We start from the raw sequence: 25,895 nt of genomic DNA on the forward strand, positions 1-25,895 counted from the left end.
CTGTCTAGCGGTTGTCGCTGGGGAATGCCACGACTTAGCTGGTCTCAATGGTCGTCAGGCGCAGGGGTGTCAGGTTGCGGCAAGCGCCTGGCGGATGGCGACCAGGGAGCGCAATGTCTCGCGCGTGAAGGTCGGGATCAGATAATCGGGCCAAGTTGACAGCTTGACGGCCATGAAGTCCGCTTCCGGATCGATGTAGATCATCTGGCCGAAGACACCGCGCGCCATGAAGTCCCCGCGCGCTATGTCGTTGACCCACCACTTGTTGCGGTATGCTCCGTTTGGGCTGGTCTGCCTATAGATATCACCGAACTTGCTATGATCTCCGCTTCGGCAATCCTCGACCCAGGCAGCCGGTACGATGCGCCGCTGGTTCAGTTCGCCGCCGTTGAGCATCATCAGACCAAAGCGTGCGTAATCGCGCAGGCAGGCATTGAAGCCGCCGTCGGCAAGGGCGGTGCCAGCGGAGTCCACGGTAAAATAGGCGTCTCTCTCCGCGCCCAATGGCCCCCAAATGTACTGTGAAAGCAAATCAACGAGTAGTTGGCCGGTGGCGCGCTCAAGCGTCCAGGCAAGAACGTCGGTTTCGATAGAGCGATAGTCGAACCGCTGTCCGTGCTCGCGTACCTTGGGGAGGGTGATAATCACGTCCCGGATGGTTTCCGGTGTTCGTCCGCGATGCGGCGGCCGCCACCCGGAAGCGACATCGATGCGTGTCATATCGGAATCGGGATGGCCGTAATCTTCGATGAAGCGGACACCGCTGGTCATATCGAGAAGATGGCGAGCGGTTGCGTCGGCAAAGCCGCTGGGCGCAAGTTCAGGGACGATGTCGGCCAGGGGGCGTTGGGGGTCTAAAAACCCCTCATGAATCAGAATTCCGGCCAAGGTGCCAACCAGTGACTTAGATACCGATTGCGCCAAATGCGGGCGCGTCGCCGTCATGTCGTTGAAATAAAGCTCCGTGACCACCTTGCCGCGATGCATGACCAGGAAGCCGTCGGTGTAGGTATCCTGAAGGCTGGCTTCGATGGTTTTGCTGTTGCCGTCCTCGGTTTCGAATTCAATGGCGCCGAGATCGGCCTTCTGTTCCGGCAGAATGCTCGCCGGCCCTTCGCTTCGATGTACTTCGGCGGTGGGGATCAAGCTGCGCACATTCTGGAAACTCCAACGGTTGAACGGAGGCAGATCCCAGTTTTCCAGCGTCGGGCGCTTTTCAGGCGGTGGCGGGAACCCCTGCATGATGCCAAGCTCGCGCGCCGTTTTGGGGCGTGAGAATGCGCTTCTAGGCAGGGATTTACTCATCAAGTTTTCCAGTTCGACTCATCAGGCGGCCTCCAGGGGGAGAGCTTGGCTCTTCCCCCGGAGTATGCCTGTCGGTTACTTCTTCAGAGCGGTCCAGATCTTGTTGTAGAGATCCGCAACCTCCTGATCGCAAGGCGTCACGAAGTCAGGTGCCGGTACGCCTTCGGGTGGCACGATTTCCGGAGCACTCAGCATCTCTGGGTCCATGTACTGTTCACTGCCTTTGATGCCGTTGGCATAGCGCGCGAAGTTGGAAATCAACGCGGCGTTTTCCGGCGCCATGATGAAGTTGACGAAGAGCTTGGCGTTCTCCAGGTTCGGAGCGCCCTTCAACACGGCCACATTGTCCATCCAGCCGGTGTAGCCTTCCTTCGGGTAGGCATACTGCAGCGTCGGTCGCTGGGCACGGGCGCGCATCGCTGCGCCGTTCCAGTTCTGCGATAGATCGACGTCACCGGAAGTCAGTTTTTCGATGGTGCTGTAATCCATCGTACGCCAGTGCTCTTTGGCTTTGAGCAACATCGCCGTCAACTCTTTGAGTTGCTCTTTGTTCTTGTTGCAGCGTGGATAGCCGAGATAGCGCAGACCGGCATTGATCACGTCGTTGGTGTCGTTGAGCATGTTGATCCGACCCTGCAGTTCGGCTGGGGGATCGAACAGAAGCGCCAGGGTGTTGACGTCACCTTTGTAGACGGCGGTATCAACCGTGAAGGACGTCGTGCCCCACTGCCAAGGAACCGAATATTCACGACCTGGGTCCCAATACACATCGACCCAATTGGGGTCCATGTGCTTGAAGTTCGACATCTTATTGGGTTCGATCTTCTCGAGCAGACCTTCCTTGATCATGATGGCGATCATGTAGTCGCCGGGGACCACGATGTCGTAGCCCGTGCTGCCCTGTTTGACCTTGGCGAGCATGGTCTCGTTGGAATCGTACCCGTCGAGCGTGACCTTGACGTCGTGCTCTTTCTCGAACTTCTCAATCAACTCGGGGCTGGTGTAGTTACCCCAGTTGTAGATGTTGAGTTCACCAGCTGCGCTGGCCGGGTTGCTGCTGATGCCGACGGCAATCGCCGCGGCGGCAACCATTGATAACAATCGGGTCTTCATAGTTCAGCCTCCTCTGCTGAAAGGGTGCTTTCCCGCGCCCTATTTGCGCTTTCCTTCGATGATGAAGAACAGCGTCACGAAAAGGACCGAGATCAGCAGGAACACGCTGGAGATAGCGTTGATCTCCGGTGTGATTCCGCGCCGTATCTGGCCCAGAATGTAAATCGGTAGGGTTGTCTCGCCTGGCCCAGCGACCAGCAAGCTGATGATCACGTCGTCGAGCGAAACCACAAAAGCCAACATCGCCCCTGCGACAATGCCGGGCATAAGAAGTGGAAGCGTGACCCGGCGAAAAACCTGAAAAGGTTTTGCATAGAGATCCGCCGCCACGCGTTCGAGCGTTAGATCCATGTCCTCCAGCCGCGCCCGGATTGGCATATACGCAAAGGGGATGCAGAAGACCGTATGGGCCACCATCAGATAGCCGATGCCCGAAACACCGGTCAGCTGCTTGATCAAGGCAAAGAACGACAGGGTGGCGATCGCGGTGACGATCTCAGGCACCATCAGCGGCTGGTTGACGATGGTGTAGGCCGCGGCCTGTCCCTTGAAAGGCGCCGTTCGCGTCGTCGCCAAGGCTGCCATCGTTGCAAAGATGGTCGAAAAGACCGTAGCCACCAGGGCGACCTCGACGGAGATCAGAGCGGCGCGCTGGATGCCCGCGTTCTCGTAGGCGGCCATGTACCAACGCAGACTGAACTCCGTCCAGAGCGTGACCGAGCGGTTGTCGTTGAAGGAATAGAGTACCAGCATGAAAATGGGCGCATAGAGCACGAAGATGCACAGCCAGGCCATCTGGGTGAAACCCGGCTGATACCGAAGGTCTTTCCGGCGCCCTCCGAACCTGAGTGCTTGCTTGAGGTCAGCCATGTCCGCCGGCCCCCTGCCCCTGCTTCGCGTTCTTCAAGTAGATCAACAAGGCCACCATGACGATGGTCATGAGGATCAGAGCCGCCGCGGAACCGAAGGGCCAGTTGCGCGAAGAGCCGAACTGAATGGCGATCAAGTTGCCAATCATCAGCTTCTTGCCGCCGCCCAGCAGCTCGGGCGTGATGTAGGCACCCAAGCCGGGTATGAACACCAGGATGCATCCGGCGATGATACCGGGTTTGGCCATCGGAATGATGATCCGGCGCAGCACCATGAAGCGATTGGCATAAAGATCGTAAGCTGCTTCGACCAAACGAAAATCCAATTTCTCCAGGCTGGCGTAGAGCGGTAGGACCATGAAGGGCAGGTAGCTGTAGATCAGCCCCATGCAGACCGCGAAATCGGTGTAGAGGATGTTGATCGGCTGCTCGATCAAGCCGACGCCTTGCAGCCCATGATTGATGACCCCTTCGTCGCGAATGATCAGCAGCATCGCATAGGTGCGAATCAGCAGATTGGTCCAGAAGGGCAGCGTCACCAGGAAAAGCCAGAAATTGCGCTGTTCGCGAGGCTTCGTCGCAATAAAGTAAGCGGTGGGAAACCCGATCACCAGAGTGCCCAGCGTGGCAATCAGCGCCAGGCCTACAGAACGACCGTAGATTTGCAGGTATGAGGTGTGAAAGACCAGGGTGTCGTCGAAAATATCCCGCTCAAATAGAAACTGGATGTAGGCCTCAAGCGAGAAATTCCAGGTGACACCTCCATAGGACCCCGGCTCCAGGAACGAATAGACGAGGATGATGAACAAGGGGGTGATGCCGAACAACAGGATTGTAGCAATCGCAGGAGTCAGGAGCATAAGCCGGGTGTTGCGGCTGCGCCGCAGCAGATCGGCGGTCGTTTTCTCCAGCCGTTGCCGTGCCGCCGCGCTTTGCGGCGATCTGGCCGCACGGCTTTCGGTGGTGTCGACGGGCTTGGCCATCAGTCCACCAGAACCTGTAAGGTGCCGTCGGGAATCGCGACACCAAGCCGCTGACCAACTTCATAGTCCGACTGTGCACCGTGGCGATTCTGCACTTCAACGACCAGTGCATCGCCTTCGGCGCTTTCCAGGTGATAGTGCGTTCCCGTGCCGAAGTAGACGACGTTACGCACGGTGGCGTTCAGCGCGGCATCCTGCTCATTGTCGGTGATGGTGACGTGCTCGGGTCGGACGGCAACGTTCACCTGGCCGGGTTTCATCTGGGCGTCGGGTAAACTGGCGTTGCGTTCCTTGCCGGAGGGCAAGCGAACCCGCGCCACACCCGAATCACTGGAAAGCAGTTCGGCGCTTAGAATGTTGATCTCACCGATAAAGTCGGCGACGAAACGGCGCGCCGGGTGATCGTAGATATCCTGGGGTGCGCCAACCTGCAGGATGCGACCTTCGCTCATGACGGCGATGCGGTCCGACATGGTGAGCGCTTCTTCCTGATCGTGAGTGACGAAAATGAAGGTAATGCCGGTCTCGCTCTGCAACCGCTTGAGTTCGATCTGCATTTCCTTTCGCAGCTTCAAATCCAGCGCCGACAGCGGTTCATCCAGAAGCAGGACTTTCGGATGCGGCGCTAAAGCGCGCGCCAGGGCTACGCGCTGTTGTTGTCCGCCGGAAAGTTGGTCGGTCCGCCGGTTGGCCAGCTCTTCCATGCGTACCAAGACCAACATGCGTGCGACGGTTGCGTCGATCTCGCTCCTGGGTTCGCCCAGCATCTCCAATCCGAAGCCGATATTCCCGGCCACGGTCATGTGGGGGAACAGCGCGTACTGCTGAAAAACGGTGTTGACCGGCCGCTGATAGGGCGGCAGGCCTTCAAGGTGTTCGCCAAACAGAAGAATCTCACCTTCGGTCGGTTGCTCGAAGCCGGCGATCAAGCGTAGAAGTGTCGTTTTCCCGCAGCCCGAAGGACCGAGAAGAGTAAAGAACTCGTTGTCGTTGATCGTCAGCGATACGTCATCCAGCGCTACCACAGCCCGCTCGCTGCCAGCACCGTAAATTTTTCGCACAGAGCGGGCTTCGATTGCCGCTTTATTTGCGTTTTTCTCCAAACTCGCCGTCTCCCTGTTCTAGTCCGGCGCCATCATGAGATGGATAGCAAAAGCCTACGGGACAGCTTCAAGCGTGTATATATCCCCCTGGGGATAGACGGTCGGAAGCAGGCAGTTTACCGCGGCCGGTTCAGCCCAGGGTTTGCAGAAAACTCGCAAAGAGCTCGCTTTGCGAGGTGATCCCGAGTTTCCTATAAATGCTTTTGCGGTGCAGCTTAACGGTCCCGGGGCTGATATCGGTCAGCCGTGCAATCGACTTACTGGAATGCCCTTTCAAGATGAGCCCGGCGATCTCCATCTCGCGGGCCGTCAGGTCTTCGCGTCCGAAAGCATCGATAGCCAGATCGACACCCAGAAGAGCTTCGGACTCCAGCTCGTTCGCTACGCCTGACTCTTCCGCGGGGTGGTAGGGGCGCCCAGCCAGGAAGTGCCTGCGCACCAATGCCGCAAAGATCGGAAAGCCGCCCCGAAAGGCGTCGAGTTGCCGACGCGTGAAGCGTGGCTCTTCGGCGCGCCGCCCGATAGACAGAAAAAAGGTGCGACGGTCCGGGAGGTCGATCAAGAAGCCTACTTCATCCTTCAACCCAATCGTCTTGTAATAGCGCCGATAGTAAGCGGTTTGCTGGAAACGATCGGGAGCGATCTCGTTGAGGTGGAGGACGGCGTCACTCATTCCAGAGCGATAGGCATCATAAAAGGGATCCAGAAGGTAGGCGCCTTCAAGGTATTGGTCGACGACTTCCACCCGGCGGTGGGCGCGAACGTTATCGTAAAGGTGCGCCGGTCGCCGTGATCCGTCGAGCGCCACAGCAAAGGCGCCTACGAAGGGCGCCAGTGCGCGCAGATAGTTGATACCGGTTTCCATGAAGGCCGCGGTGCCCAACGCATCGATTGCCTGCGCTGCCCACTCTTCCGGACTATCCTCGCTGCCCTTCAAGCTGGTCTCCCTTACGCCACGTCATCGCGACGATACCGCGAGATAATCCAATCATGCCAAGCAAATCAAATCCAGAGGGCAATGCGGCAATTTCCGGCCTGACGGCACGCTCGCGCAGCGGTTAGCGAAACGTACGAACCGCCGCCAAAATGCGTGAAACGGAGGTGATCCAGCAGGCTGCCCCGAAGATAAGTGCGACAGTGGCAAAACTGTCGGGAAACAGACAGAAGATCACGAACAGAAGGATTGTCTCGCTGCCCTCTGTCAGGCCGCCCAGGTAAAAGAGTGATTTAGAGCCTCCGATCTCCGTGGACATCCCCCGCTTGGCCGCAAAGACTGCATAGGCAAGAAAAGAACTGCCGGTTCCAACGAAAGACAAGATCAAGAAGGCGGCAGCCAGGGCGTCGTCGGGCCGCGCCAGTCCAAAGGCGAACACCACGGCGGCATAGAAGATGAAATCAAGGACGATATCCAGGAAACCACCCAGATCGCTTGGTCCGAGGATTCGCGCCACGGCACCATCCAGGCCGTCCAGGACCCGATTGGCAAGAATGAAGAACAGCCCAAGCAGATAAAGTTCGTTAGCGATCGTAGGGATAGCCAGTAGACCAACCAAGAAACCAAAGAGCGTCACAGCGTTCGCGGTTACTCCAAGTCGGGCGGTGACGCGCGCCATTCGCTGCAACGGTGGCTCGACCCAAGGTCGCAGAATTCTGTCCAGCATGCCTCTCATCCAAAAGGGTTGGCATATCAACAATGCCACAGCCGAAGCATTCGCAGCTAGTGGCGCAATAACTCTCCGCCGCTGCGTCCAATCAAGATTCCCTCTTAAGAGTAAAGGGCCTAGAAGATTTTCTTAAGAGACAAAAAAGCGAAAATAATATATATGTAATTTGAGATAAATGAGGGATTCCGTGAGCGATATTCCTGATCAGATACCCCGGTTTCTAGATATTCGGCCGTCTCCGGCGGAGAAAGAATGGATGCGCGGTGGGCTGAAGCAACCCGGCGGCAAGCTGCTTTTGTTCGACGAGGAAGATGAACCTATCGACCCGACCATCGTACGCCGTTGCCTTGATCAGCTGTGGGTTGAGCCCTGGCAGGTTGGCGATCAGAAGCCTCACAGCGTTTTCCTCGCCTGCCGATTGACGCCCTTGGGACGGCGTTTGATAACCGATGAGCGCGACCTGGCGCCCGGCGTGGTCGGATCGGTCAGCGGCGTTTCCGGGGAACCAAAGAGTGCTGCCGAGCGCGAAAAAAGCAGCAGAATGCTGCTTGAAGCTCTGGAGGTTATGTACCGGAGAGAGCGGAGCGGATGGCCGGAGCTTTCCAGAGTGCGCCGGCCGGTTATCCTTGGGTCGGTCCTCGTTTCCCTCCTTGCCCTGTTCATCGTGACTTGGCAAACCTCGAAATTATTCAGGTCACCCGAACCTTCGATATCAAGTCCCGCGGCTGATGGGACACCTCTGCTATCAGGAGCACAAGCCCCGCCGGCTGCTTCGCCGCCGCTATCCGACACGCTTGACCAGGAAACCCTATCATCCCCACCGGCCGAGGCCGCGTTGATTGAGCCGTCGGAAACCGACGTTGCATCGCCCCCCAAAGAGGGTGCCGCTGACACCGCTACAGAGGTTTCCCTGATCCCGCTGTCCGGAATTAAGGAGCTAGATAAAGCGCTCGATGCCCCTGACGTTGGCGGGAAATCGATGGCACCAATGGTGGAGCCATCTGTGCAAGCAGATTCATCCAACCCCATCAGGTTAGCGCCGAGCACGGTTGCAACCGAAGTGCCTGCAACACCTGAATCGACCCCAGAGGCCGTCACCCCAGAGGCCGTCACCCCAGAGGCCGTCACCCCAGAGGCCACACCTGAGGTCGCATCTCTTGATGCGGCGGCCCTTCAACAGGAAGAGGCTGAGCCACAGCCGCTTAATGTTGAGAAGCAAAATGGCGAAACTGCTTCAGTGGAAAGCGCCGGGGCGACAACCGCCGTGTCTGCACAGCCGACAACCACGGTCGCGGCCCCTGGAACCTTTTCGGTCGGCCAGTTGAAAGGGCCGTTGATTGGCGAGTCGATGTCGAAGCCGATCAGCGTGGAGGCGGTGGAAACGCCGAGGCCAAAAGTTATGGTGGAGGTTGCCGTTTTACCCGTCGAGAAACCCGTGTTGCCTGTGTCCATCGCCCAACCCCCCGCACCTGAAGCGCAAGCGATTAAACCTCTTACCGAAGCGCCGCCTTTGCAACCCAGCAAGCCAGCGGCGGGTGCCCAGGTGGCAAAGATCGAGAAGACGGAAGTTCCAGCCACAGCAAGCATGGTTCAATCGGGGGGATACAAGATCCAGTTCGGCGCTTTTCGGGTCAAAGAGGGCGCGATGAAGTTCCATGCGCAGATATCCGATAGCTACCGCGCTTACCTTGATGGCGCCGGTGTCGCTCTGGAGCCGATAACTGCGCCCGACGACAATGGGTTACATATGGTGCGTAGCGGTCTGATTGTTCGTCGTTCGGATGCAATTGCGTTGTGCCAGAAGATCAAGAACGGCGGTGACGACTGCTTTGTCTTCGCCTCCAAGCCCGCGCGCTAGCGCAGTTCGCTCAGGCGGTCATGGATTGCTTGCCGGCGTCTTCCGGTTTGCTTGAGCGCGCCCGTTCTATAAGCGACAGGCCAATGCGAAGCGCAGTGTAATCTTCATCCTGCGGCGTCACCCAGGAGCAGACTTCCCGTTTGGCCAATGCCACGTCGCAGCCTTGTGAATTGAGAATTCCCGCCAGATTCCGCCCATACTCGACAAGAAAGGCCTTTGCCGATTGCAGATTATCTTCCTGCATTCGTGCGTGAGCCTTCATAGCGAGATCGTAGGCCCGGGATTCGGCCTTGCTCAGGTGCTCCAAGAACGGCGAGATCGTCGCGGCAATTGCGTCCAGACCGGCTCTCTGGTCCGATTGGAGAAGACTGTAGGCCACCTCCAACCGATTACAGTTCTTGCACGTAGTAGGCATCGCTTTTCTCCAGGGCCATGAACATGCATGACAAATCGAATGCCTAGATTTTGAGGCGAATTACTTAATAAATAATTGCGTGGCGAGAATCAGAAGGGAAGCAGCGCTCAAGACGATGCGGGAGATTGAGGCGGTGTGAGTTGTTGGTTGATATACTGGTGGCAAATATCAATGGCCTGTTTTTGAGAAATCACCTTGTCGTGGATCGACAATCCCAGCCACAAACCGTCCATCAGCCCAATCAGTGCCAAGGCGGCGCGTCGATAATCAATTTGTACGTGGGCTTCCTGCGCAGCATCCTCGAACAGCGTTTCGACGCGGTCGATATAGTCGCGGTACAGTTGCCGGTTTGCTTTGCGCACGGATGTGTTGAAGCGCACTTCATGCCAGAAACTGAGGAAAGCATGCCGGTTCAACTCCGTGAAAACCGGTGGTGTGAGCAGCGCTGAAGGGACGGTTTTCAGACGCGCGACTGCCGAGGGACCGCTGCGTGAGACGGCTTCGTGTACCTGTTCGCTGATAGTGTTGAAAAGATGCTGGAAGGCGGCCGCGAGCAGATCCTCTTTGCTGTTGTAGTAGTGGCCGATCAGGCCGCGGGAGCTTCCCGCGGCCTCGCAGATCGTCCGAACGGTGGTGCCGCCGACGCCATGCTCCGCAAGTGAGCGAATGGTCCCTTCGATCAGGGCGCGACGACGGAACTCGTTTATTTCCGGGTGGGTGCGCGGTCGCAGTGTCGCGGTACGCGCTACGGGTTTTTTCACCTCTGTCCCGACCTCCAAGGTTATGACGCGGTTGTGGATCAGCTCTTGTTGAACCACCACCTCTCGAAGAACATCCGGCCGTCGACCTCTAGGTTGTTGGCAAGATCGCCGTGCCCGACCTTATCCGAAACGGCGAAGACGTCGTTGGCGAACAAAGGTATAACAACCCCGCCGTCGCTGTGAACAAGGAGTTGCATTTCTCGGTACATCTCCATGCGGCGGGCGTTGTCCAGTTCGGCCCGGGCAGCCACCAGTAATTCATTGAAGCGCGGGTTGTTCCAGTAGGAATCGTTCCAGGCCGTTCCCGCGGAGTAGGCTTGGGTGAAGATGCCGTCGGCGGTCGGCGTTCCATACCAGTAGCAGGCGGACCAGGGCTTTTGCATCCAGACGTTGGACCAGTAGCCGTCCGACGGCTCGCGGACCACCTCGATGTTGATGCCCGCCTTGGCGGCGTGCTCCTGGTACAAGACACAGGCGTCGACGGCACCGGCGAAGGCTGCGTCCGCGCCGCTGAGGTTGATTTCGAGTGACGATAGCCCGGCTTGCTTGAGGTAATGCTTCGCCTTGTCGGGGTCGTAGTCGGTTTGTGGGATATCGCTCGCATGGAAGCTATAGGCCGGGCTAATCGGGTGATCGTTGCCGATCGTGCCGTGTCCATAAAGGATGGTGTCCAGCAGTGCTTGTCGGTCCAATGCGTGTTTCAGGGCCATGCGGACGTTGATGTCATCGAAGGGTGCGGTATCGGTTCGCATAGGAAAGGTATAATGGGTCTTTCCCTCAACTTCGCGCACTTCCACATTGCTCAACGCGGCCAATCGGTCCGCCGTCTTCAGGTCGATGCGGTCAATCGCATCAACTTCGCCGCTGATCAAGGCATTCTGCCGGGCGGTTACATCTACGATGGCCAAGAGCTCGCAGCTATCGAAATGCGCGCGATCATCGGCTTGCCAATATGCGGGATTGCGCTCGAAATCCGCGCGAATGCCGGGCTCGAACTTTTTGAGCTTGTAGGGACCGCAGCCGTTTCCTGACAGCCAATCCAAGGTACCGTCTGCGTTGGCGGGATAGATCGGGAAGTTGAAGCTGCTGAGTTTGAAGGGGAAGTCCGCGTCTCCAGCGGCCAAGGTCACGACGACTTCCAGTGGACCCTCCGCCTTGACGCTGGTGATTGGCTCGACGATGGGCTTTGCGGTCGAGGTGGAATCAGGACCGCGATGATGGTTGATGGCGGCGACCACGTCTGCTGGCGTCACCGGTCGGCCGTCATGGAATGTAAGTCCATTGCGCAGCTTGAACCGCCATTGCGAGGCATCCGCCGAAGCTTCCCAACTTTCAGCGAGCTTCGGCAGCAGGCGTCCTGCCGCGTCCACCTCGGTAAGCGTGTTGGAGATTGTATAGTGCATGACGACGGTGAATCCGTTGTTGACGTGCGCCGGATCCAGCGAATCCGACGTATCGCCGTGCCCCATGCCGAAGCGCATATGGCCGCCTTTGCGGGGTGTCGCGGCGTGCGCGGGCAGGGCACCCGATGCTGTGACCAAGCCGGCCGTTAGAGCCGTTCCGAGGGCCGTCGTCACGCCGAGGGCGCTTGCTTGGCGCAGGAAATCACGCCGCGCGATCCTACCGCTACGCAGCAGGTCTTTGAGTCGGTTCAAGTCGTCCATCTTGGTTCTCTCCCTGTCAGAAGCCTTCCCAGTCGCTTGTTGGAAAGGTCGGTGGATGGCTGGTGGCTCAGGTTTCTTCGAGGTGGTTGCATGCATCTCGGTTTCATTCTTATCAAAAAGTTTGTTGAGCGTCCAACAAAAATATGAAACAGTTGTAGTCGATACACCGCGACCTATCCCGGATCAGGTCGCTTTTCAGCCTGTAAGGTCGGAAGGACGACGGAGTCCAGCCGTCGAGTGCGATGGAAAGGAATGGCTCAGAATGCGCGGCGATTTCACTCAACCCCAGAAGGTCATTAATCTTGACACCTATCCGCTGGACCAGCGGGACAGCCCGACAAGACGCGCAGTGATCGATCGATGCAGGCGCGAATTGGAGGCGCAGCAGTACTGTGTTCTGCCGAACTTCATTCTTTCGACAGCCCGCCAGCGAGCGGTCGAGGATGCCCTGGAGCGCCAGGAGCAGGCGCACCATATCAGTTCGCGCCGCAACTGCTATTTACAGCGCCAACCGGACCCTGCCCTGCCCGCGGACCATCCCCGCAACATTTTCATGGAGGCCAGTTCGCGAATGATCGCCTACGATCTTCTGCCGGACGATTCACCTCTGAAAACCTTGTATCATTGGGATGAAACCCGCGCTTTCATTGCGGAGATCGTTGGGGTCAAGGAGCTGTTCGATAACGAGGATCCCTACCAGCCGGTCAACACGCTTTGCTTCCATGACGGTGATCGCTCGTCCTGGCACTTCGATTCCTGCAATGCTTTTACAGTCACCTTGATGTTGCAGGCACCCGAGGGTGGTGGTGACTTCGAGATCGTCCCGAACGCGCGAAGCGATGATGACCAGAATCACGCCTATGTCGCCAGCTTCCTTCAGGGAAAGCGGTCGGGGGACGCCATCCGGGTTTCCCGTGAGCCGGGCGCTCTATGTATATTTCGGGGCTGCAATTCGTTGCACCGCGTATCGCCTGTATCTGGGAACACGCGCCGCTTGATGGGCGTTTTCGTTTACGAGAATGAACCAGGGGTCATTGGCGATCCAGAGGTCAACGAGACGGTCTATGGTGCGCGGGTTACCGCGGGCCCTGCGGCCTCATGACAGTTTCGGCCAGGTATCTGAAAGGCGGTAGCCTTGCGGCCAGGGATCGTCCGGGTCCAACATGACCTGATGGGTGCCCGTGATCCAGGCCCGCCCGCTGATGACGGGCACGATAGCGGGCCGGCCGGCAATCTCGGTCGTTCGTTCGATCCGGCAATGAAACTCCGAACCGATGATGGAGCGTGCCTGATAATGATCATCCAAGGTCATGTGCCCCTTGGCATGGAGGACCGCCATACGGGCCGAACAACCGGTGCCGGTCGGTGAGCGATCAATCTTGCCGGGGCGCACCGTCACCGCATTGGCGCCGCTGAGCCGCTTGCCCTTTCGATCCAAGGGGCCGGCGAATTGGCAAAAGGAGATGTGGTCCCACTCGTGGTTGACGGGATGCGTGAAGCCCAACTGTTGATTGGCGGCTTCGGTGATCTTGATTCCCGCCGCCGCCAGATCACGTGCTTCGTGAGGCGCAATCTCAAATCCCAAGGAAGCCGAATCGACGATGACAAAACTGTCCCCGCCATAAGCCGTGTCGACCTTCAGGGTTCCCAGCCCCTCGACCTCCAGTTTGGCGTCGATTTTGTCGGCGAAAGAAGCAACGTTGGTGACCGTAATGCGCTGCGCTTTGCCGTCGCGACATTCCGCCAAAACCTCAACGAGGCCGCCGGGTGCCTCTAGAATCATGCGTGTTTCCGGCTCGCTCATCGGCAGTATTCCGCTGTCGAGCAATACGGTGGCGACACAGATCGAATTTGATCCGGACATGGGCGGTGTATCTTCCGGCTCCATGATGATCCAGCCCATCTGGGCGCGCGGGTCCTTGGGCGGCACTAGAAGATTGATGTGCCTGAAGACGCCGCCGCGCGGTTCATTGAGCACTAGATTGCGCAGGCGTTGGTCGTTGGCGATGAAATTGCGTTGCTCCCAGAGAGTTTCACCCGGCGGCGGGGCTACGCCGCCGACAATCACGTCGCCAACCTCCCCTTCGGCGTGGCAACTGACGATATGGATGACCTGGCTGCTTCGCATCGACTCCCCCTACTCCGATCGGCCGGATCTCATCCGGTAATCTGAAAAAGCGACTGACCGAGGACATCATAACGCAACTCGACCCGCAAACCAGGAGCGTCGCCGGCGCGCATCTTACAGTTTATGCGCTTGGGAGCGCCCTTGGCGTTGGTGACCGAGACATAAGAGGTGAAATCGGTGGCAGCGAGGCGAAACCGCTCGGGCGTCGAGTGTGCCAGATGGGAGATGGCAGCCGTTACGATATCGCCGCCCCAGGAATCTTCGATCGTCACCGGCAAGCCAAAAGTAACGCAAAGATCCCTTATCTGGCGGGCCTTGGTAATGCCGCCCACCTTGGAGATCTTGAGATTGATAGCATCCATCGCGCCGTTGGCATGAGCGCGCTGCAAGGCGCCTATCTCATCGATGTTTTCATCCAGGATAAACGGCAGATTGGTTGCTTGCCTACTTCCCTCCTCAACCGGCGCCGGGCAACGTCCAGGGTGCGGGCGCTGCACCGCCGGTGGAGCGGCCGATCGCCGCCGGTTGGTCTTTCTGGGCCAGAATTACCAAAGCTTCGACGGGAAGGCCCTTTTCGCGGCGGAGTGTGGCGCGATCTTGAGCCAGAAGGGAAAATCCGTTCCCTGAGAGCCAGGCGCGCAAGGCCATCGGATCGTGGCGGAAGCGCTGACCGGGGCCGAGGCTGTAGGCGGATCGGAGGTCGTCGGGCGTTTCCAAATCCGCTTCCACGGTGAAGAGCAGCAAACCACCCGGTTTCAACCGCCCGGCACAACTGCTGAAGGTGGAAGCAAGATCGCCCAAATAGTTGAAGACGTCCGCGGCGATAAGCAGATCGTAACGCAGACAAAGATCATCCGGTGGGGTTGCGATGTCGCCCGATTGAAGCGCGCGATAAAGGCCCTTCGCCCGCGCCTGTGCAAGCATTCCGGGTGATATATCCAGGCCGTCCATGACGCCGCCCAGCACCGAAAATATCTCGCCGGCGAGGCCAGTGCCGCAACCAAGGTCCAGGATTGTGGGGCACTCTGGAAGGTTCTGCTTGAAGGCTTGGAGCGTTTGCCAGAGCAAACGCGGTCCACAGTAGCCGAGACGATCCACGAGTTGGGTTTCGAAAGCGGGCGCTATCTGGTCGAAAAGCTGCCGCACGTATGCTGGAGGGAGCCGCTCAGGCGTATCCGCAGCGCCCAGCAAAGCCAGTCGCGGTGACGACCCCAGACGGTCGCTGGGGTCGTGTTCAAGATATTTGCGGAAGGCTGCGACACCGGCATCTTTATCACCGGCCAACTCCAGTGCCTCACCCAGTACGAACCAAGCTTCGGCCCAGGACGGCGCCAAGGCAACGGCCTCCCGGGCCAGTTCCGCCGCGCCGGAGCCATCGCCGTCATCAAGAAGCGCCAAGGCTACGTCAAGCCGCCGTCCCGCCCCTGCTCGTTCATAGGTCACTTGCAATCCATCCGGAATCACATGCTGACGGGGCGACAGCCCGCGTTCCCGCAGGAGCGCATAGATATTCCGATTGCCGGATAATTCAAGGGGGATTCGCTGTGGTCTCCGACATTGCGGTCAAGGTGGCTTCCAACTCGGCAATCCGTTGCTTGAGCGGGATTATGGCCTCTTGAAATTCGGCGGTGGAGTAGCGCGGCGTGATGTGCTGCGGGCAGTTCCAGTCAAAGCCCTCGATGCGAATCACGATACCGCGTTCTACCTTGGCGCGGTACTCCGGAAGCTCCAGGCGATTGAGGATGGTGTTTTCCTCCAAGTCCACCAAGCGGGCACGACCCAGTATCTTCAAGCGGGTGCGATGGGCATAGTCCATGAAGAAGAGCGATACCCTGTCATCCGTCATCATGTTGCCGACGCTGATGTACTGCCGGTTGCCGCGAAAGTCGGCAAAACCAATCGTTCGTTCATCCAGAACACGCACAAACCCCGGCGGTCCGCCGCGATGCTGGACGTAGGGCCAGCCTGTTTCGCTGACCGAAGCCATGTAAAAGCTATCGCGCTCACCAATGAACCCTGCCTCTCGGGGGCCAAGTACCTGGTTCACCGGTTCTTCGATCACTTCGAAGCGCGCGTAACTCTTCCGACTACCGTGGGCCTCTTGCACCTTCTTGATTGTTTCCGTGAAGGCGATGTCTGCATAGCGGTGTGACATGGTGACTCTCGTATAGTGGTTGAATCATCGGTGGCTACTGATCACCGGCACAAAGGAAGATGGCATTCGACGTGAAATAAAATAATATAAGGAATATGAAATACTTTATTTCGCTAAAAGGAATAAAGATGGACCGTGTGCATGAAATGGAGGTTTTGGTCGCGATTGCCGACGTCGGCAGTTTTGCCGCGGCGGGGCGGCGTCTGCATATCTCTCCTCCTGCGGTGACGCGTGCCGTTGCTTCGCTCGAGGCGCGCCTTGGTGTGCGGCTGCTCAATCGGACGACCCGCAGCTTGAGCATGACCGAGGCCGGCGTGCGGTTTCTGGAAACCGCCCGCTCGGTGCTTGCCGGCATCGAGGCTGCGGAGAAAGAGGCATTGGGGGAGATGGCCGCACCCCAAGGGCGACTAACCGTCACCACGTCGTTCACATTCGGTCGAACGGCACTGGCGCCGATCGTCTCCGAATTTCTGGGTGCGCACCCTCAAGTCAGCCTCTCCGTACTGCTGATCGACAGAACGGTAAATTTGGTTGAAGAAGGTATCGACGTTGCCGTGCGTATCGGACCACTTTCTGACTCGAGCCTTATTGCAAGGCGTGTCGGTCAAGTCAGGCGCTTGCTGGTAGCAAGTCCGAAGTATCTGGATAGGCATGGCTGGCCACAAAATCCCAGCGATCTGAAACTTCATTCCATAATCGCATTCACTGGCTTGGTGGCAAATCGCAAGTGGGGATACCTTGACCGTGGCGGGGTCGCTTACCAATCGTTTGAGCCGCGCTTGGAGATTAATGATGCAGCCACTGCAATTGCCGCCGCCACCGCTGGCGATGGGATAACGGTGGCTTTGTCTTACATGGTCGCGGCGCAGCTTCGAAGCGGTGCCCTTGTGCCGGTGCTGGAGCCGGTCACGCCGCCCCCGGTTCCGGTTCACCTGGTGTACCCCCATAACCGCTTGGTGGCGCCGAAGGTTCGGGCCTTCATTGATTTTGCCGCACCAAAACTGAGTCGGAGGCTGCAAGAGTTGGCGGTCGATCCACAAGGAGAAACACCGGGCGCCGAAGCGCCCGGCTGATCCTCAGTTATTTCTGCGGCCGGTTTCCTCAATGTACTCGATCATGGCGTCAGCGCTGGAGATGTCCGCGTAGCGACGGGACAGATCGCGCAGGTTATCGAGGTGTGGCTGCTCTTCGTGATCGCCGACGCAGTCCTCCGGCACGATGGTTCGGAAACCCCATTGGAAGCTGTCGATGCTCGATGCGCGGATGCAACCGCTGGTGATGCAGCCGGTGACAATCACTGTATCGACGCGCTCCTTGAGGAAGAAGGGGACGACGGGCGTCTGAAAGAAGATGGACGGCCCGGTCTTGCAGACGACGACGTCGTAATCCTCCTGATAGATCATCGGGTCCAGCTCCGTGCAGGGATGGCCGTGGATCAGCTCCTCGCGCACTGCGCCGACCTTCCAGTAAGGCATGTCCCTTTCGCTTTTGTAGGCCGTGTAGCAGGTTGCGATCGGAACGTTATTGCGCCGCGCGACCTCCAGCAGGCGAGCGGTGTTCTCCAGGCCGCGCATAACCATCGGGGCACCGCCCAGTCGGTACTGGGATTCCGTGAAGGCTTTTTGATAGTCGATGACGACAATTCCGGGTTTATGACCCAAGCCGACTTCGATCGCGCCGTAGCTGCGCTTCTGGTAATCAATAGGTTCTACATTACTCATTTCTTACTCCTAATTCCGGCAGTGTAGAAACTCTCAAGGCAGCAGGTTCTTATAGAACTTGCCTTCCTTCATGATGGCGGTGAGGTTCTTTTCCGGCTCGGTTAGAACCGTCACGTCCTCTAGTGGATTGCTCTCTACCACTAGAAGATCGGCGCGTGCACCCTGCTCGACGACGCCGAACTCGCCGTCGCGCAGGAAAGCTTCGGCGGCGGTGCAGGTTGCTGCACGGATAAGCTCTGCGGCAGGGACGACATCCTTGCGAAGATTGAATTCGTTGAGCTGGTGGCGTTGCATGCTGCCCAGCAGATCGGAACCATAGATCATGCGCACGCCGGCGTTTTGGGCCATCTCCAGGGCGCGGGCGCCAGCATCAAGCACGTCGTAGACCTTCATTTGCAGCTCCGGCGCCATGCCCGCTTCAACACCTTCGCTGGCCAACGCGTTGTAAGTGGCCAGGGTCGGGGTCAGGAAGGCCCCATACTTCAAGAAAGCCTCGCAGCTTTGCTCGTCCATCAGGTTGCCGTGCTCGATGGTCCTGACACCGCGTGACAGCAGGCGGTTGATTGCCCTAGCGGTATAGGCGTGCGCCATGACGTGCAGATTGGCTGCGGTGGCCTCTTCAACAATGGCGTCGATTTCATCCAGTGCGAACTGCGTGCTGTCGATCCGGTCAGTCGGCGACGACACGCCACCGGAGGCCATGATCTTGATGTGTGTCGCGCCTTTGCGAATTTCGTCACGTGCGGCACGCCGGACTTCCGGGATACCGTCGCAAACGAGACCAAGTCCGGCACAGCAGAAACATTGGTCCAAATCGTGGTCGCCGACGCCGCGCATGTCCCCATGGCCGCCGGTTTGTGACAAAGCATGACCGCAGAAGAGAACGCGGGGTCCGATCAGCTTGTCCTCGTCGACCGCGCGCGAAAGGCCGTAATCCGCACCACCCGCGTCTCGCACGGTGGTAAAGCCACGCATCAGCATGTCCCGAAGTAAATCGCCGCTGCGCGCCGCTACATAAAAGGGCGACAGGCGCTTGAGCATCGGAAAGTCCGGCGTGATCGCGGTCACATGGACGTGGCCGTCGCAAAGCCCCGGCATCAGATAGCGGCCCTTGATGTCAATAACTTTTGCGCCGTCGGCCTTCAGGGGCGTCTGGGATACCTCGGTGATCTTGCCGTCGGTGACTAGAACCGAGTGGTCCGGCAGGATCGTGCCTGCGCGGGTGTCGAGAACATTGGCATTGGTGAAAATAGTCGTGGTCACTTTTAGTCTCCCTAATAAGCAGGCGCGTCAGCGGTAAGCCAGCGTTGGCAAGAACAGCGACATGGCTGGGAAAATGATGATGAGAAGCAGGGCAACGAGGTCCATGACCACGAACCAGGTCACGCCCTTGAAGACCTCTTGCAGGGTGACGAGGTTCCCCAACGCCCCCTTGATGACGTAAACGTTCAATCCGATTGGCGGCGTAACCAGCCCGATTTCGAGAAGCTTGATGACAATGATTCCGAACCAGACAAGGTCAAATCCGGCACCGTCCACCAGCGGCAGGATCAGCGGCAAAGTCAAAAGCAGCAAACCGATCGAATCGATGAACATGCCCAGGATCACGTAAATCACCGTGACCGCCAGTAGGATCCACCAGATCTGATCGCTGACCCCCAGGATCAACTCGGAGAAGGCTACCGGCACGCCGCTGAGCGCAAGGAAGCGCGTGAAAAAGACAGAGCCGATGAGAATTATGAAGATGCTGGAGGTGCTGTTCGCGGTATTGATCAGGGCGCTCTTGATGGCCTCGCGCGTCAATGCTCCACGGCTGTAGGCGATGACGGCCGCCACGAAAGCACCGATGGCGCCAGCCTCAGTAGGGGAAAAGATACCGGTGAAAATGCCACCCAACACGGAAAGGATAAGGACCGGCAAAGGCCAGATATCCTTGAAGGCCGCGATTTTTTCAGCGCGGGTCACCTCGATCTGAACGGTGCCGGCAAGGCTCGGATTGGCGCGCACGCGGACAACGATCATCGCCATGTAAAGCAACGCCGACACAATGCCCGGCAAGAACCCGGCCATGAAAAGCTGACCGACGGAAACCTGGGCATAGACACCGTAGAGAATCAGCAAAACGCTTGGTGGAATCAAAGACCCAAGGGTGCCGGATGCGGCAATGGTGCCGGTTGCAAGTCCTTTGTCATAGCGGTTGGCGAGCATTTCAGGGACTGCAATACGGGACATAGCCGCCGCCGTGGCGACGCTGGAGCCGGAGGCCGCAGCAAAAAACGCGCAGGCAGCGACGCTGGATACGGCGAGGCCGCCCGGAAGCCGCGCCAACATCAGGCGCATCGCCGAGAACAAACCCTTGGTCATATCCGTTGTGGAGCAGATGTAACCCATCAGGAGGAACATTGGCGCTGCCGTTAGCTCCCATTGCCCAACGAAATCAAACGGCGTTGCCGAAATCAAACCCCAGGACACGCGTATCGAGGTCATCGCCGCAACGCCGACGATGGAGACGAGGCCAAGCGTAAGCCCGATGGGCACCCGCAGAGCTATGAGCAGAAGCGTAACGACAATGCCTGCGACGCCGATGTCCAGATTAGTCATGGTGAGACTGGCTCTCTAAAGTGCACGGCGCAGACGGAGCGCCCGCACCAGGTTTGCGAGAATGGCGAGGCAGATTCCTGCAAAACCGATAGGCAAGGCCCACCGGCTCGGCCAGATGTAGAAAAGGAAGTTGGACATGATGGTTTCCAGACGGTCTGTAGACCGCCAGGCATCGAGGAAACTTTGGTATCCAAGCATTCCGAAGTAGATCAACCCGAGCAGGCAGGCAAAGAGATACAGTGCGAACTGCAGGGATTTGGGAAGGAACTGCACGAAGAGATCGACGCGAATATGTTCGCCCTTCAATTCGACATAACCCAGCGGCAGGAAAACGGCGATCACCATGTGGTAGAAGGAGACGGTTTCCAGTGTGCCGATCACGGAACTGTTGAATAAGAAACGCAGCGCGACGTCGATGCTCACGTGCAGCATCATGATCGCCATGAACAGGCAACCCACGACAAGGAAGGCCTTGTTCAGCCGTTCGAAGAGGCGCTCAAGGTAGCCGTCAGTGGCGCTGTAGTCGTTGTCGTGACCGGATAGGTCCAGTGGATCGCTGGCCATGGTCAGCCTTTCTGATCTTTGCTTTTTAGGATGCCTGCGGTTTCTAGCGTCTGTTTCCAGAAATCCAACATGTCATTAAAGAGCTGTGCGTCGTCGCGCCAAACCGATTGTGTGCCCATGCCGCGCAGAAAACAGAGCGTCGCGTTCAGCGCCAGTCGCCTGTCGCGCGGTTCGCTGGACGAGCGAAGCAACAGCTGTTCCCAGATCTCGTCGAGCGAGGCGTTGTATTCCAGCGCCACGGGCACAAGAGCCGCCTTGATTACGGGGTCGGTGCGCGCAGCGGTCACGAACTCCAGCGTGATCATGTACATCGGACCTGAGAAGCGGTCCCACAGATTTGCGAGAAACGCATCGAAGTCGATCTCACCGCTGTCCACGCCCTCCGCCATCTGGCGGACTTCGCGGATTTCATCGTGCAGCAGGTGCCTCAGCGCTTCCTTGAGAAGCAGGTCCTTGCTCGGATAGTGGTGCAGCAACGCGCCCCGGGAAACGCCAGCCCGGCGGGCAACGTCGACGGTTGAAGTGTCCCGCAAACCCTGTTCCAGCAAGCAGGTCAGCGTCACATCCAGAATTTTGCGCTGCGTTTTGCGCGATCGCTCTGCCTGTGTGCGTCGAACCTGCATGGAACCTCCAGACGATTAATTAGGCGAAGGGGCAGACCGGGATGCCTGAAGGAACAAGATTGTACCACAGAGGCTCCGGTCTGCCCTTTCCATTACTGAACGCCGTAGGTGGCTGGGTCCAGCGTGTCGTAGATTTCACTGAGCGCCAGAGCGGTCAGGGCATCTTCGTCATTGCGGTCGACGCTGGCGATCAGCTTCTCCCACTTCGCATAAACGGCGCGGAAATCGTCGATGACTTCCTTCCCGTTCGTCAGGCCGTACTTCTCTTCGGCAGTCTTGTAGACCAGCCCAAGAGCTTTCTCGCGGTAGCTTTCAACAGAGGCCATCAGGTCGGCTTCGGGCTGATAGATCGTGTTACCCTTGCTTTTGCCTTCTTCAAGGGCGCTGTCGGCGCGCTTGATATAGTTGATGTTCATGCGGGCCATGGCGCGGGCGGTGGCTTCCATAAGAATGCGGCGGTCGGCCGGCTTCAGGCTTGCCCAGAAGCCCGGATTGTAACCCCACTGTGGGCCGGACCAGTACATGCCGGTGGGTAGGATCGTCGTGTACTTGGCGACTTCCCACAAAGACCGGTCGATCAGGTCGTTGCCGGCATTAGACGCACAATCCAGCGTGCCGCGCTCCAGGCCAGTGTACATCTCGCTGGAGGGTACGTTGACGGGAATTCCGCCAACTTCCTCAACCCACAACGACACGGTCGAACCGGCGGTGCGGATACGCTTGCCCTTAATCTCTGCGAGATTACGGATCGGTTCCCGGCAGAAGAGAATGTATGGAGGCGTGGCGTATGAGCCGAGGTAGACGACGCCCTTGTCCTTCCACTCCTGGAGCTGCGTGGCGTTGTGTACGCTGAAATCCGTCACGGCGAAAATCGCCACCAGAGCGTCAGAGTAGTTGAACCCAAGTTCCTGAACCGCGTTGGCAACCGGAAGCTCGGAGGGGGTGTAGACCGCAGCGTGGTGGGCAACCTGGACAACGTTGTCACGGATGCCCTGAAGGTTGGCGCGCGGCGCCAACAGGACCGTACCGGTATAAACCTCGGGCACCAGCGATCCGCCGGAGAGCTCCTTTACCATCTCCGCCCATTCGATGTAGCCATACTTGGAATGGGGGTGTTCGGCAGAATAAAAGGAATTGGCGATAAACTCGGTTTGCGCCGTGGCGGGTGCGCCGCCAAGGGCTGCGGAAATTGCCGCGCACGCACCGGCAATCATAAGCGTTAGTTTCTTCATAGACATAGCCTCCGTAGGGGTCAGAGAACCTGGGAAAGTCGCTTCGGCCCAAAATGTCGTTCTTCAGCCGTCGCGACCGCGGACATTTCTTATAGTTAGTGAAAAACTAATTTGTAAGAAACAAACAGTCAAGACTGTCTGTAAGTTAAAATTGTTACCTCTCCGCGTTGCATCCCTCCTATCGGGGCGTCAGGCTGAGCCAAGCTTTCGAAACCGGGAGAATGCACTATGCGGTTCAAGAACAAGACCATCCTCGTCACCGGAGGCAGTGCCGGGATCGGTCGCGCCATCGTTCTAAAAGCTTTGGCGGAAGGCGCCAGCGTGGCCTTTTGCGGGCGGAGCCGGGAACGCGGACTCGGCTTGTTAAAAGACTGCGGAGACGACCCCCGCTTATGCTTCATACAGGCGGATGTGCGTGAGGAGAAGCAAGCGCGCGACCTCGTCGAACAGTGCCTAGCCTGGACCGGTGCCCTGGACATAGTAGTGAACAATGTCGGTGCAGGCGCCAGACATGCGGGCGTTGAGAAGACCGACCCGCCTACCGCGCGGTTCCAAAAGATGATCAAGTCCAACCTTGATGTAGCTTACTTCGTTGCAACAAGCGCCCTGCCCTATCTGGCGCAGTCGGCAGTAAAGCGAGGGTCTGGCGCGATTATAAACATCACCTCGACCGCCAGCCTGCACGGTACATGGGGGCATTACGGCGTAGCCAAGGCGGCATTGGAAGCCTTGACCCGAAGTCTGGCGGTAGAGGGGGCGCCTAAGGGCGTGCGTGTCAACGCGGTCTCGCCGGGATGGATCAAGACATTTGAAACCGCCGAGGAAGGCAAATCCGCGGCGTGGGAACGGCAGGCGTCGCTTTTCGGCCGGATGGGGCAGCCCGATGAGATAGCCTGCGCCACTTTGTTTCTGGCCTCGGAAGATGCTTCCTTCATCACCGGGACAACGTTGGTGGTTGACGGTGGTCTCTCGATCACGGACCCGGCTTCTCAGACTTACCTGGCTGAGCACGGCGGCTGGCGCCTTTTCTCGGGCGTGCTTGCACCGTGACCCCACAGGTTTTTCGTGGAGCATGAATTAAAGGGCGGCCCTAATACCCCAGGGCCGCCCACCCTCCCGGCAGAGGGTGTTGGGATTGCAATAGTGGATTGGAGGCGTGACCTAGAATCCCAAACGGTCGCGCAGTCCGTACCAAACTACCAGCGAGGTCACGGCCGGTTTTCGCAGACCGTAGAATGGAATTCGATTTGGCTGAGTGACCGGGAAATCCAGATCTTCGACGGCCTTGCCAGCCAAGCGTTCAGCCAGGACCTTGCCGAGCGCGGTGGCCATTGCCACGCCCCGGCCGTTGAAGCCCAGCGCAGCATGCAGGCCTGGCGCCGGCTCATTCAAATGCGGGAAATGGTCCTGGGTCATGGCAACGAGTCCGCCCCAGGCATGTTCCCACTCCACCTCTCCGATTTGCGGGAACAAGCGGTGCGTCACATGCTTGAGCACGGAGAAACGGGACCTTAGACCAGCGTCGGTAAAGCCGCCTCGACCGCCCATGAGTAAGCGCCCTGTCGCATCGAGTCTGAAATAGTTGAGGAGTCTGCGCGTGTCGCTGCTGACATGGCCTTCCGGGAAAATACTCCGCCGGACATTCTCGGAGAGCGGCTTGGTTGCGACCTGTATGGAACGGAATGGGACTACGGTTTTCGCCAAGCCGGGCCACAGGTGGTCGGTATAGCCGTTGGTGCAAAGCGCCACCTGTTTGGCGCGCACTTCGCCGTGCGGAGTTTTAATCAGGAACCCCTGGCCGGTCTTTTCGAGGCTTTCAGCGGGGCTGTCGCTGTAAATGTCTACCCCAAGACTGCGGACCGCGGCGGCTAGTCCGAGCGCGTAATTAAGCGGGTGAACGGAGCCGCCTCTTCTGTCCAGCGTGCCGCCGGCGTAGGCTCCGGAGCCGATCAACCGTGCAGTCTCGGATTTGGATAGGTGCTCGATCTTGGCACCCCTACGTTGCCACTGCTCGGCGCGGCGGGCCAACAGATCAAGCGCACTGGAATCGTGTGCCGCCTGTATCCATCCGTTGTCCTGTAGATCGCATTCGATGCCATAGCGTCGGATCAGATCGAAAACCAGGGACGGCCCCTCGCCCGATATGCGTACCATCCGGCCGCCCATCTCCGGCCCGTAGAGCTTTTCTATCGTGTCGGGGTCTTCCTTGAGTCCGGGTATCACTTGCCCGCCGTTGCGGCCGGAAGCACCCCATCCAGGGGTCCGCGCTTCGATCACCACCGGCTTCAACCCGCGCTCGGCTAAGTGAAGGGCGCAAGAAAGGCCGGCAAAACCTGCACCAACGATAGCTGTATCGACGGTCAGGGACTCTCCCAGATGCCGGCGTGGCAGCACTTGGTTGGCGGTCGCTTCCCAGAGGGAATTGGCAAGAAGAGGACGCTCGCGTTCAATCATTGGTCAGGCCATCCGTTTCGGGCGTGTGCTGCTTGGGTTACTCTCAGAGGTCATCAGTAGACGGCAGGAGTCACAGTCCAGATCACTTGGCAAACCTCTTCACCGATTGCCCAGAAGCGACATAACTGCCTGGCATCAAAAGCAAATGCGTCCCCAGGCATAAGCTCGAACTGCTTGCCGTCAATCTCCAAACCCAGCGTACCGGAAACAACCGTCCCACACTTCGCGCCGTCTGGATTGTTATAAGGCTCTTTGCCGGAGCCGCCTTGGGGCTGGATGATGATTAGCATCATCTGTATTCCGGGGCAGGAGTCAGGCGTCATCAACTCCTTGGTCATACCCTTTTCACCCAGATCAAGAATGCGCCGATTAGCGGTGCGGACGATATAATCCGAGTCGTTCTTCTCGTCGACCTCCTTCCCATCGAACAGCCAGCCCATTGGCATGTCCAATGCTTCGCAGATCTGCTTGAGGGAATGAAGCGAAGGAGCTGAAATACCGCGCTCTATATGGCTCAGTTGGCCGATGGAGACGCCGCTGTTTTGTGCCACTACCGCAAGCGATAGTCCCCTGACCTTGCGGCGCAACCGCAGCTTCTGGCCAATCGAGCCGTCAATTTCCGATTTGCGCGTTCTCTTTTGCATCAAAGACAAAGGTATGACTCCCCTTCATTATTGTTGTT

At 58.3% G+C, this 25,895-nt stretch carries 26 protein-coding genes; 4 read left to right on the forward strand and 22 right to left on the reverse strand.

The window, feature by feature from the left end:
* Positions 1-69: 69 nt before the first annotated feature.
* The 7 genes from ABIE63_RS05520 to ABIE63_RS05550 all read right to left on the reverse strand — a co-directional run bounded on the left by ABIE63_RS05520 (position 70) and on the right by ABIE63_RS05550 (position 7,034).
* The gene (locus tag ABIE63_RS05520) at positions 70-1,305 is read right to left on the reverse strand and encodes a serine hydrolase (protein ID WP_354503476.1); all 1,236 of its coding nucleotides are present in this window, start codon (positions 1,303-1,305) and stop codon (positions 70-72) included.
* A 75-nt stretch (positions 1,306-1,380) separates the two neighbouring features.
* Complete coding sequence (locus ABIE63_RS05525; RefSeq protein ID WP_221205671.1) at positions 1,381-2,418, reverse strand: extracellular solute-binding protein; 1,038 nt, start codon at positions 2,416-2,418, stop codon at positions 1,381-1,383.
* A gap of 39 nt (positions 2,419-2,457) precedes the next feature.
* On the reverse strand, positions 2,458-3,288 hold the full coding sequence (locus ABIE63_RS05530) for an ABC transporter permease (protein ID WP_354503477.1): 831 nt from the start codon (positions 3,286-3,288) through the stop codon (positions 2,458-2,460).
* Positions 3,281-4,270, reverse strand: coding sequence for an ABC transporter permease (locus tag ABIE63_RS05535; RefSeq protein WP_354503478.1), 990 nt, complete (start codon positions 4,268-4,270; stop codon positions 3,281-3,283). Before ABIE63_RS05535 ends, ABIE63_RS05530 begins: the two co-directional genes overlap by 8 nt.
* The gene (locus ABIE63_RS05540; protein ID WP_354503479.1) at positions 4,270-5,373 is read right to left on the reverse strand and encodes an ABC transporter ATP-binding protein; all 1,104 of its coding nucleotides are present in this window, start codon (positions 5,371-5,373) and stop codon (positions 4,270-4,272) included. The genes ABIE63_RS05535 and ABIE63_RS05540 overlap by 1 nt, the downstream gene beginning before the upstream one ends.
* Positions 5,374-5,503: 130 nt before the next feature.
* Positions 5,504-6,310: a helix-turn-helix transcriptional regulator gene (locus tag ABIE63_RS05545; protein WP_354503480.1), complete on the reverse strand. Its 807-nt coding sequence runs from the start codon at positions 6,308-6,310 to the stop codon at positions 5,504-5,506.
* Positions 6,311-6,431: 121 nt separating this feature from the next.
* Positions 6,432-7,034, reverse strand: coding sequence for a CDP-alcohol phosphatidyltransferase family protein (locus ABIE63_RS05550; RefSeq protein ID WP_354503481.1), 603 nt, complete (start codon positions 7,032-7,034; stop codon positions 6,432-6,434).
* A 190-nt stretch (positions 7,035-7,224) separates the two neighbouring features.
* On the opposite strand from ABIE63_RS05550, the gene ABIE63_RS05555 reads away from it, so the two are divergent.
* Positions 7,225-8,895, forward strand: coding sequence for an SPOR domain-containing protein (locus tag ABIE63_RS05555; protein ID WP_354503482.1), 1,671 nt, complete (start codon positions 7,225-7,227; stop codon positions 8,893-8,895).
* A 10-nt stretch (positions 8,896-8,905) separates the two neighbouring features.
* On the opposite strand, the gene ABIE63_RS05560 is transcribed toward ABIE63_RS05555, so the two are convergent.
* From ABIE63_RS05560 to ABIE63_RS05570, 3 genes are all read right to left on the reverse strand, one after another.
* The gene (locus tag ABIE63_RS05560; protein WP_354503483.1) at positions 8,906-9,310 is read right to left on the reverse strand and encodes a hypothetical protein; all 405 of its coding nucleotides are present in this window, start codon (positions 9,308-9,310) and stop codon (positions 8,906-8,908) included.
* Positions 9,311-9,417: 107 nt separating this feature from the next.
* Positions 9,418-10,128: a TetR family transcriptional regulator C-terminal domain-containing protein gene (locus tag ABIE63_RS05565; protein ID WP_322091204.1), complete on the reverse strand. Its 711-nt coding sequence runs from the start codon at positions 10,126-10,128 to the stop codon at positions 9,418-9,420.
* Complete coding sequence (locus ABIE63_RS05570; RefSeq protein ID WP_354503484.1) at positions 10,110-11,735, reverse strand: ABC transporter substrate-binding protein; 1,626 nt, start codon at positions 11,733-11,735, stop codon at positions 10,110-10,112. Before ABIE63_RS05570 ends, ABIE63_RS05565 begins: the two co-directional genes overlap by 19 nt.
* A 262-nt stretch (positions 11,736-11,997) precedes the next feature.
* On the opposite strand from ABIE63_RS05570, the gene ABIE63_RS05575 reads away from it, so the two are divergent.
* The gene (locus ABIE63_RS05575) at positions 11,998-12,837 is read left to right on the forward strand and encodes a hypothetical protein (RefSeq protein ID WP_354503485.1); all 840 of its coding nucleotides are present in this window, start codon (positions 11,998-12,000) and stop codon (positions 12,835-12,837) included.
* On the opposite strand, the gene ABIE63_RS05580 is transcribed toward ABIE63_RS05575, so the two are convergent.
* The 4 genes from ABIE63_RS05580 to ABIE63_RS05595 form a co-directional block, all read right to left on the reverse strand.
* Complete coding sequence (locus ABIE63_RS05580; protein ID WP_183414971.1) at positions 12,832-13,863, reverse strand: proline racemase family protein; 1,032 nt, start codon at positions 13,861-13,863, stop codon at positions 12,832-12,834. The two genes, ABIE63_RS05575 and ABIE63_RS05580, sit on opposite strands and share 6 nt — an antisense overlap.
* Before the next feature lie 29 nt (positions 13,864-13,892).
* The gene (locus ABIE63_RS05585) at positions 13,893-14,360 is read right to left on the reverse strand and encodes an enolase C-terminal domain-like protein (RefSeq protein WP_354503486.1); all 468 of its coding nucleotides are present in this window, start codon (positions 14,358-14,360) and stop codon (positions 13,893-13,895) included.
* Positions 14,320-15,306 carry a methyltransferase gene (locus tag ABIE63_RS05590; RefSeq protein WP_354503487.1) on the reverse strand — a complete coding sequence of 329 codons (987 nt, stop codon included), beginning with the start codon at positions 15,304-15,306 and terminating at the stop codon, positions 14,320-14,322. The genes ABIE63_RS05585 and ABIE63_RS05590 overlap by 41 nt, the downstream gene beginning before the upstream one ends.
* A gap of 85 nt (positions 15,307-15,391) precedes the next feature.
* The gene (locus ABIE63_RS05595; protein ID WP_354503488.1) at positions 15,392-16,018 is read right to left on the reverse strand and encodes a pyridoxamine 5'-phosphate oxidase family protein; all 627 of its coding nucleotides are present in this window, start codon (positions 16,016-16,018) and stop codon (positions 15,392-15,394) included.
* Between the two features lie 128 nt (positions 16,019-16,146).
* Here ABIE63_RS05595 and ABIE63_RS05600 point away from each other — a divergent pair, with 128 nt between their 5' ends.
* On the forward strand, positions 16,147-17,091 hold the full coding sequence (locus ABIE63_RS05600; protein ID WP_354503489.1) for a LysR family transcriptional regulator: 945 nt from the start codon (positions 16,147-16,149) through the stop codon (positions 17,089-17,091).
* 3 nt (positions 17,092-17,094) lie between these two features.
* On the opposite strand, the gene ABIE63_RS05605 is transcribed toward ABIE63_RS05600, so the two are convergent.
* The 6 genes from ABIE63_RS05605 to ABIE63_RS05630 all read right to left on the reverse strand — a co-directional run bounded on the left by ABIE63_RS05605 (position 17,095) and on the right by ABIE63_RS05630 (position 22,759).
* Positions 17,095-17,739: an isochorismatase family protein gene (locus ABIE63_RS05605; RefSeq protein WP_354503490.1), complete on the reverse strand. Its 645-nt coding sequence runs from the start codon at positions 17,737-17,739 to the stop codon at positions 17,095-17,097.
* Between the two features lie 33 nt (positions 17,740-17,772).
* Positions 17,773-19,002, reverse strand: a complete 1,230-nt coding sequence (locus ABIE63_RS05610; protein ID WP_183414976.1) for an amidohydrolase family protein — start codon at positions 19,000-19,002, stop codon at positions 17,773-17,775.
* 27 nt (positions 19,003-19,029) lie between these two features.
* Entirely contained in the window at positions 19,030-20,340 is a 1,311-nt protein-coding gene (locus tag ABIE63_RS05615) for a TRAP transporter large permease subunit (protein WP_354503491.1), read from the reverse strand.
* 15 nt (positions 20,341-20,355) lie between these two features.
* Positions 20,356-20,904, reverse strand: a complete 549-nt coding sequence (locus ABIE63_RS05620) for a TRAP transporter small permease (RefSeq protein WP_354503492.1) — start codon at positions 20,902-20,904, stop codon at positions 20,356-20,358.
* A gap of 2 nt (positions 20,905-20,906) precedes the next feature.
* A complete protein-coding gene (locus tag ABIE63_RS05625) occupies positions 20,907-21,527 on the reverse strand; it encodes a TetR/AcrR family transcriptional regulator (protein WP_354503493.1) in 621 nt (206 codons plus the stop codon).
* 92 nt (positions 21,528-21,619) lie between these two features.
* Positions 21,620-22,759 (reverse strand): C4-dicarboxylate TRAP transporter substrate-binding protein, encoded by a 1,140-nt coding sequence (locus ABIE63_RS05630; RefSeq protein WP_354503494.1) that lies wholly within the window; start codon positions 22,757-22,759, stop codon positions 21,620-21,622.
* 228 nt (positions 22,760-22,987) lie between these two features.
* On the opposite strand from ABIE63_RS05630, the gene ABIE63_RS05635 reads away from it, so the two are divergent.
* A complete protein-coding gene (locus ABIE63_RS05635; protein ID WP_354503495.1) occupies positions 22,988-23,809 on the forward strand; it encodes an SDR family NAD(P)-dependent oxidoreductase in 822 nt (273 codons plus the stop codon).
* A 111-nt stretch (positions 23,810-23,920) separates the two neighbouring features.
* Here the strand turns inward: ABIE63_RS05635 and ABIE63_RS05640 are convergent, their stop codons facing one another.
* Positions 23,921-25,213, reverse strand: coding sequence for an FAD-dependent oxidoreductase (locus tag ABIE63_RS05640; RefSeq protein WP_354503496.1), 1,293 nt, complete (start codon positions 25,211-25,213; stop codon positions 23,921-23,923).
* Positions 25,214-25,266: 53 nt separating this feature from the next.
* A complete protein-coding gene (locus tag ABIE63_RS05645; protein WP_354503705.1) occupies positions 25,267-25,857 on the reverse strand; it encodes an XRE family transcriptional regulator in 591 nt (196 codons plus the stop codon).
* Positions 25,858-25,895 lie beyond the last annotated feature (38 nt).

This window comes from Limibacillus sp. MBR-115 (assembly GCF_040549425.1).
GTDB lineage: Bacteria > Pseudomonadota > Alphaproteobacteria > Kiloniellales > CECT-8803 > Limibacillus > Limibacillus halophilus.

Bases quoted from the DNA above. Each gene is read 5' to 3' on its own strand.
- ABIE63_RS05520 (WP_354503476.1), bottom strand. From the start codon at position 1,305: ATGAGTAAATCCCTGCCTAGAAGCGCATTCTCACGCCCCAAAACGGCG.
- ABIE63_RS05525 (WP_221205671.1), bottom strand. From the start codon at position 2,418: ATGAAGACCCGATTGTTATCAATGGTTGCCGCCGCGGCGATTGCCGTC.
- ABIE63_RS05530 (WP_354503477.1), bottom strand. From the start codon at position 3,288: ATGGCTGACCTCAAGCAAGCACTCAGGTTCGGAGGGCGCCGGAAAGAC.
- ABIE63_RS05535 (WP_354503478.1), bottom strand. From the start codon at position 4,270: ATGGCCAAGCCCGTCGACACCACCGAAAGCCGTGCGGCCAGATCGCCG.
- ABIE63_RS05550 (WP_354503481.1), bottom strand. From the start codon at position 7,034: ATGCTGGACAGAATTCTGCGACCTTGGGTCGAGCCACCGTTGCAGCGA.
- ABIE63_RS05560 (WP_354503483.1), bottom strand. From the start codon at position 9,310: ATGCCTACTACGTGCAAGAACTGTAATCGGTTGGAGGTGGCCTACAGT.
- ABIE63_RS05570 (WP_354503484.1), bottom strand. From the start codon at position 11,735: ATGGACGACTTGAACCGACTCAAAGACCTGCTGCGTAGCGGTAGGATC.
- ABIE63_RS05575 (WP_354503485.1), top strand. From the start codon at position 11,998: ATGCGCGGCGATTTCACTCAACCCCAGAAGGTCATTAATCTTGACACC.
- ABIE63_RS05580 (WP_183414971.1), bottom strand. From the start codon at position 13,863: ATGCGAAGCAGCCAGGTCATCCATATCGTCAGTTGCCACGCCGAAGGG.
- ABIE63_RS05595 (WP_354503488.1), bottom strand. From the start codon at position 16,018: ATGTCACACCGCTATGCAGACATCGCCTTCACGGAAACAATCAAGAAG.
- ABIE63_RS05600 (WP_354503489.1), top strand. From the start codon at position 16,147: ATGGACCGTGTGCATGAAATGGAGGTTTTGGTCGCGATTGCCGACGTC.
- ABIE63_RS05605 (WP_354503490.1), bottom strand. From the start codon at position 17,739: ATGAGTAATGTAGAACCTATTGATTACCAGAAGCGCAGCTACGGCGCG.
- ABIE63_RS05615 (WP_354503491.1), bottom strand. From the start codon at position 20,340: ATGACTAATCTGGACATCGGCGTCGCAGGCATTGTCGTTACGCTTCTG.
- ABIE63_RS05620 (WP_354503492.1), bottom strand. From the start codon at position 20,904: ATGGCCAGCGATCCACTGGACCTATCCGGTCACGACAACGACTACAGC.
- ABIE63_RS05625 (WP_354503493.1), bottom strand. From the start codon at position 21,527: ATGCAGGTTCGACGCACACAGGCAGAGCGATCGCGCAAAACGCAGCGC.
- ABIE63_RS05630 (WP_354503494.1), bottom strand. From the start codon at position 22,759: ATGAAGAAACTAACGCTTATGATTGCCGGTGCGTGCGCGGCAATTTCC.
- ABIE63_RS05635 (WP_354503495.1), top strand. From the start codon at position 22,988: ATGCGGTTCAAGAACAAGACCATCCTCGTCACCGGAGGCAGTGCCGGG.
- ABIE63_RS05640 (WP_354503496.1), bottom strand. From the start codon at position 25,213: ATGATTGAACGCGAGCGTCCTCTTCTTGCCAATTCCCTCTGGGAAGCG.
- ABIE63_RS05645 (WP_354503705.1), bottom strand. From the start codon at position 25,857: ATGCAAAAGAGAACGCGCAAATCGGAAATTGACGGCTCGATTGGCCAG.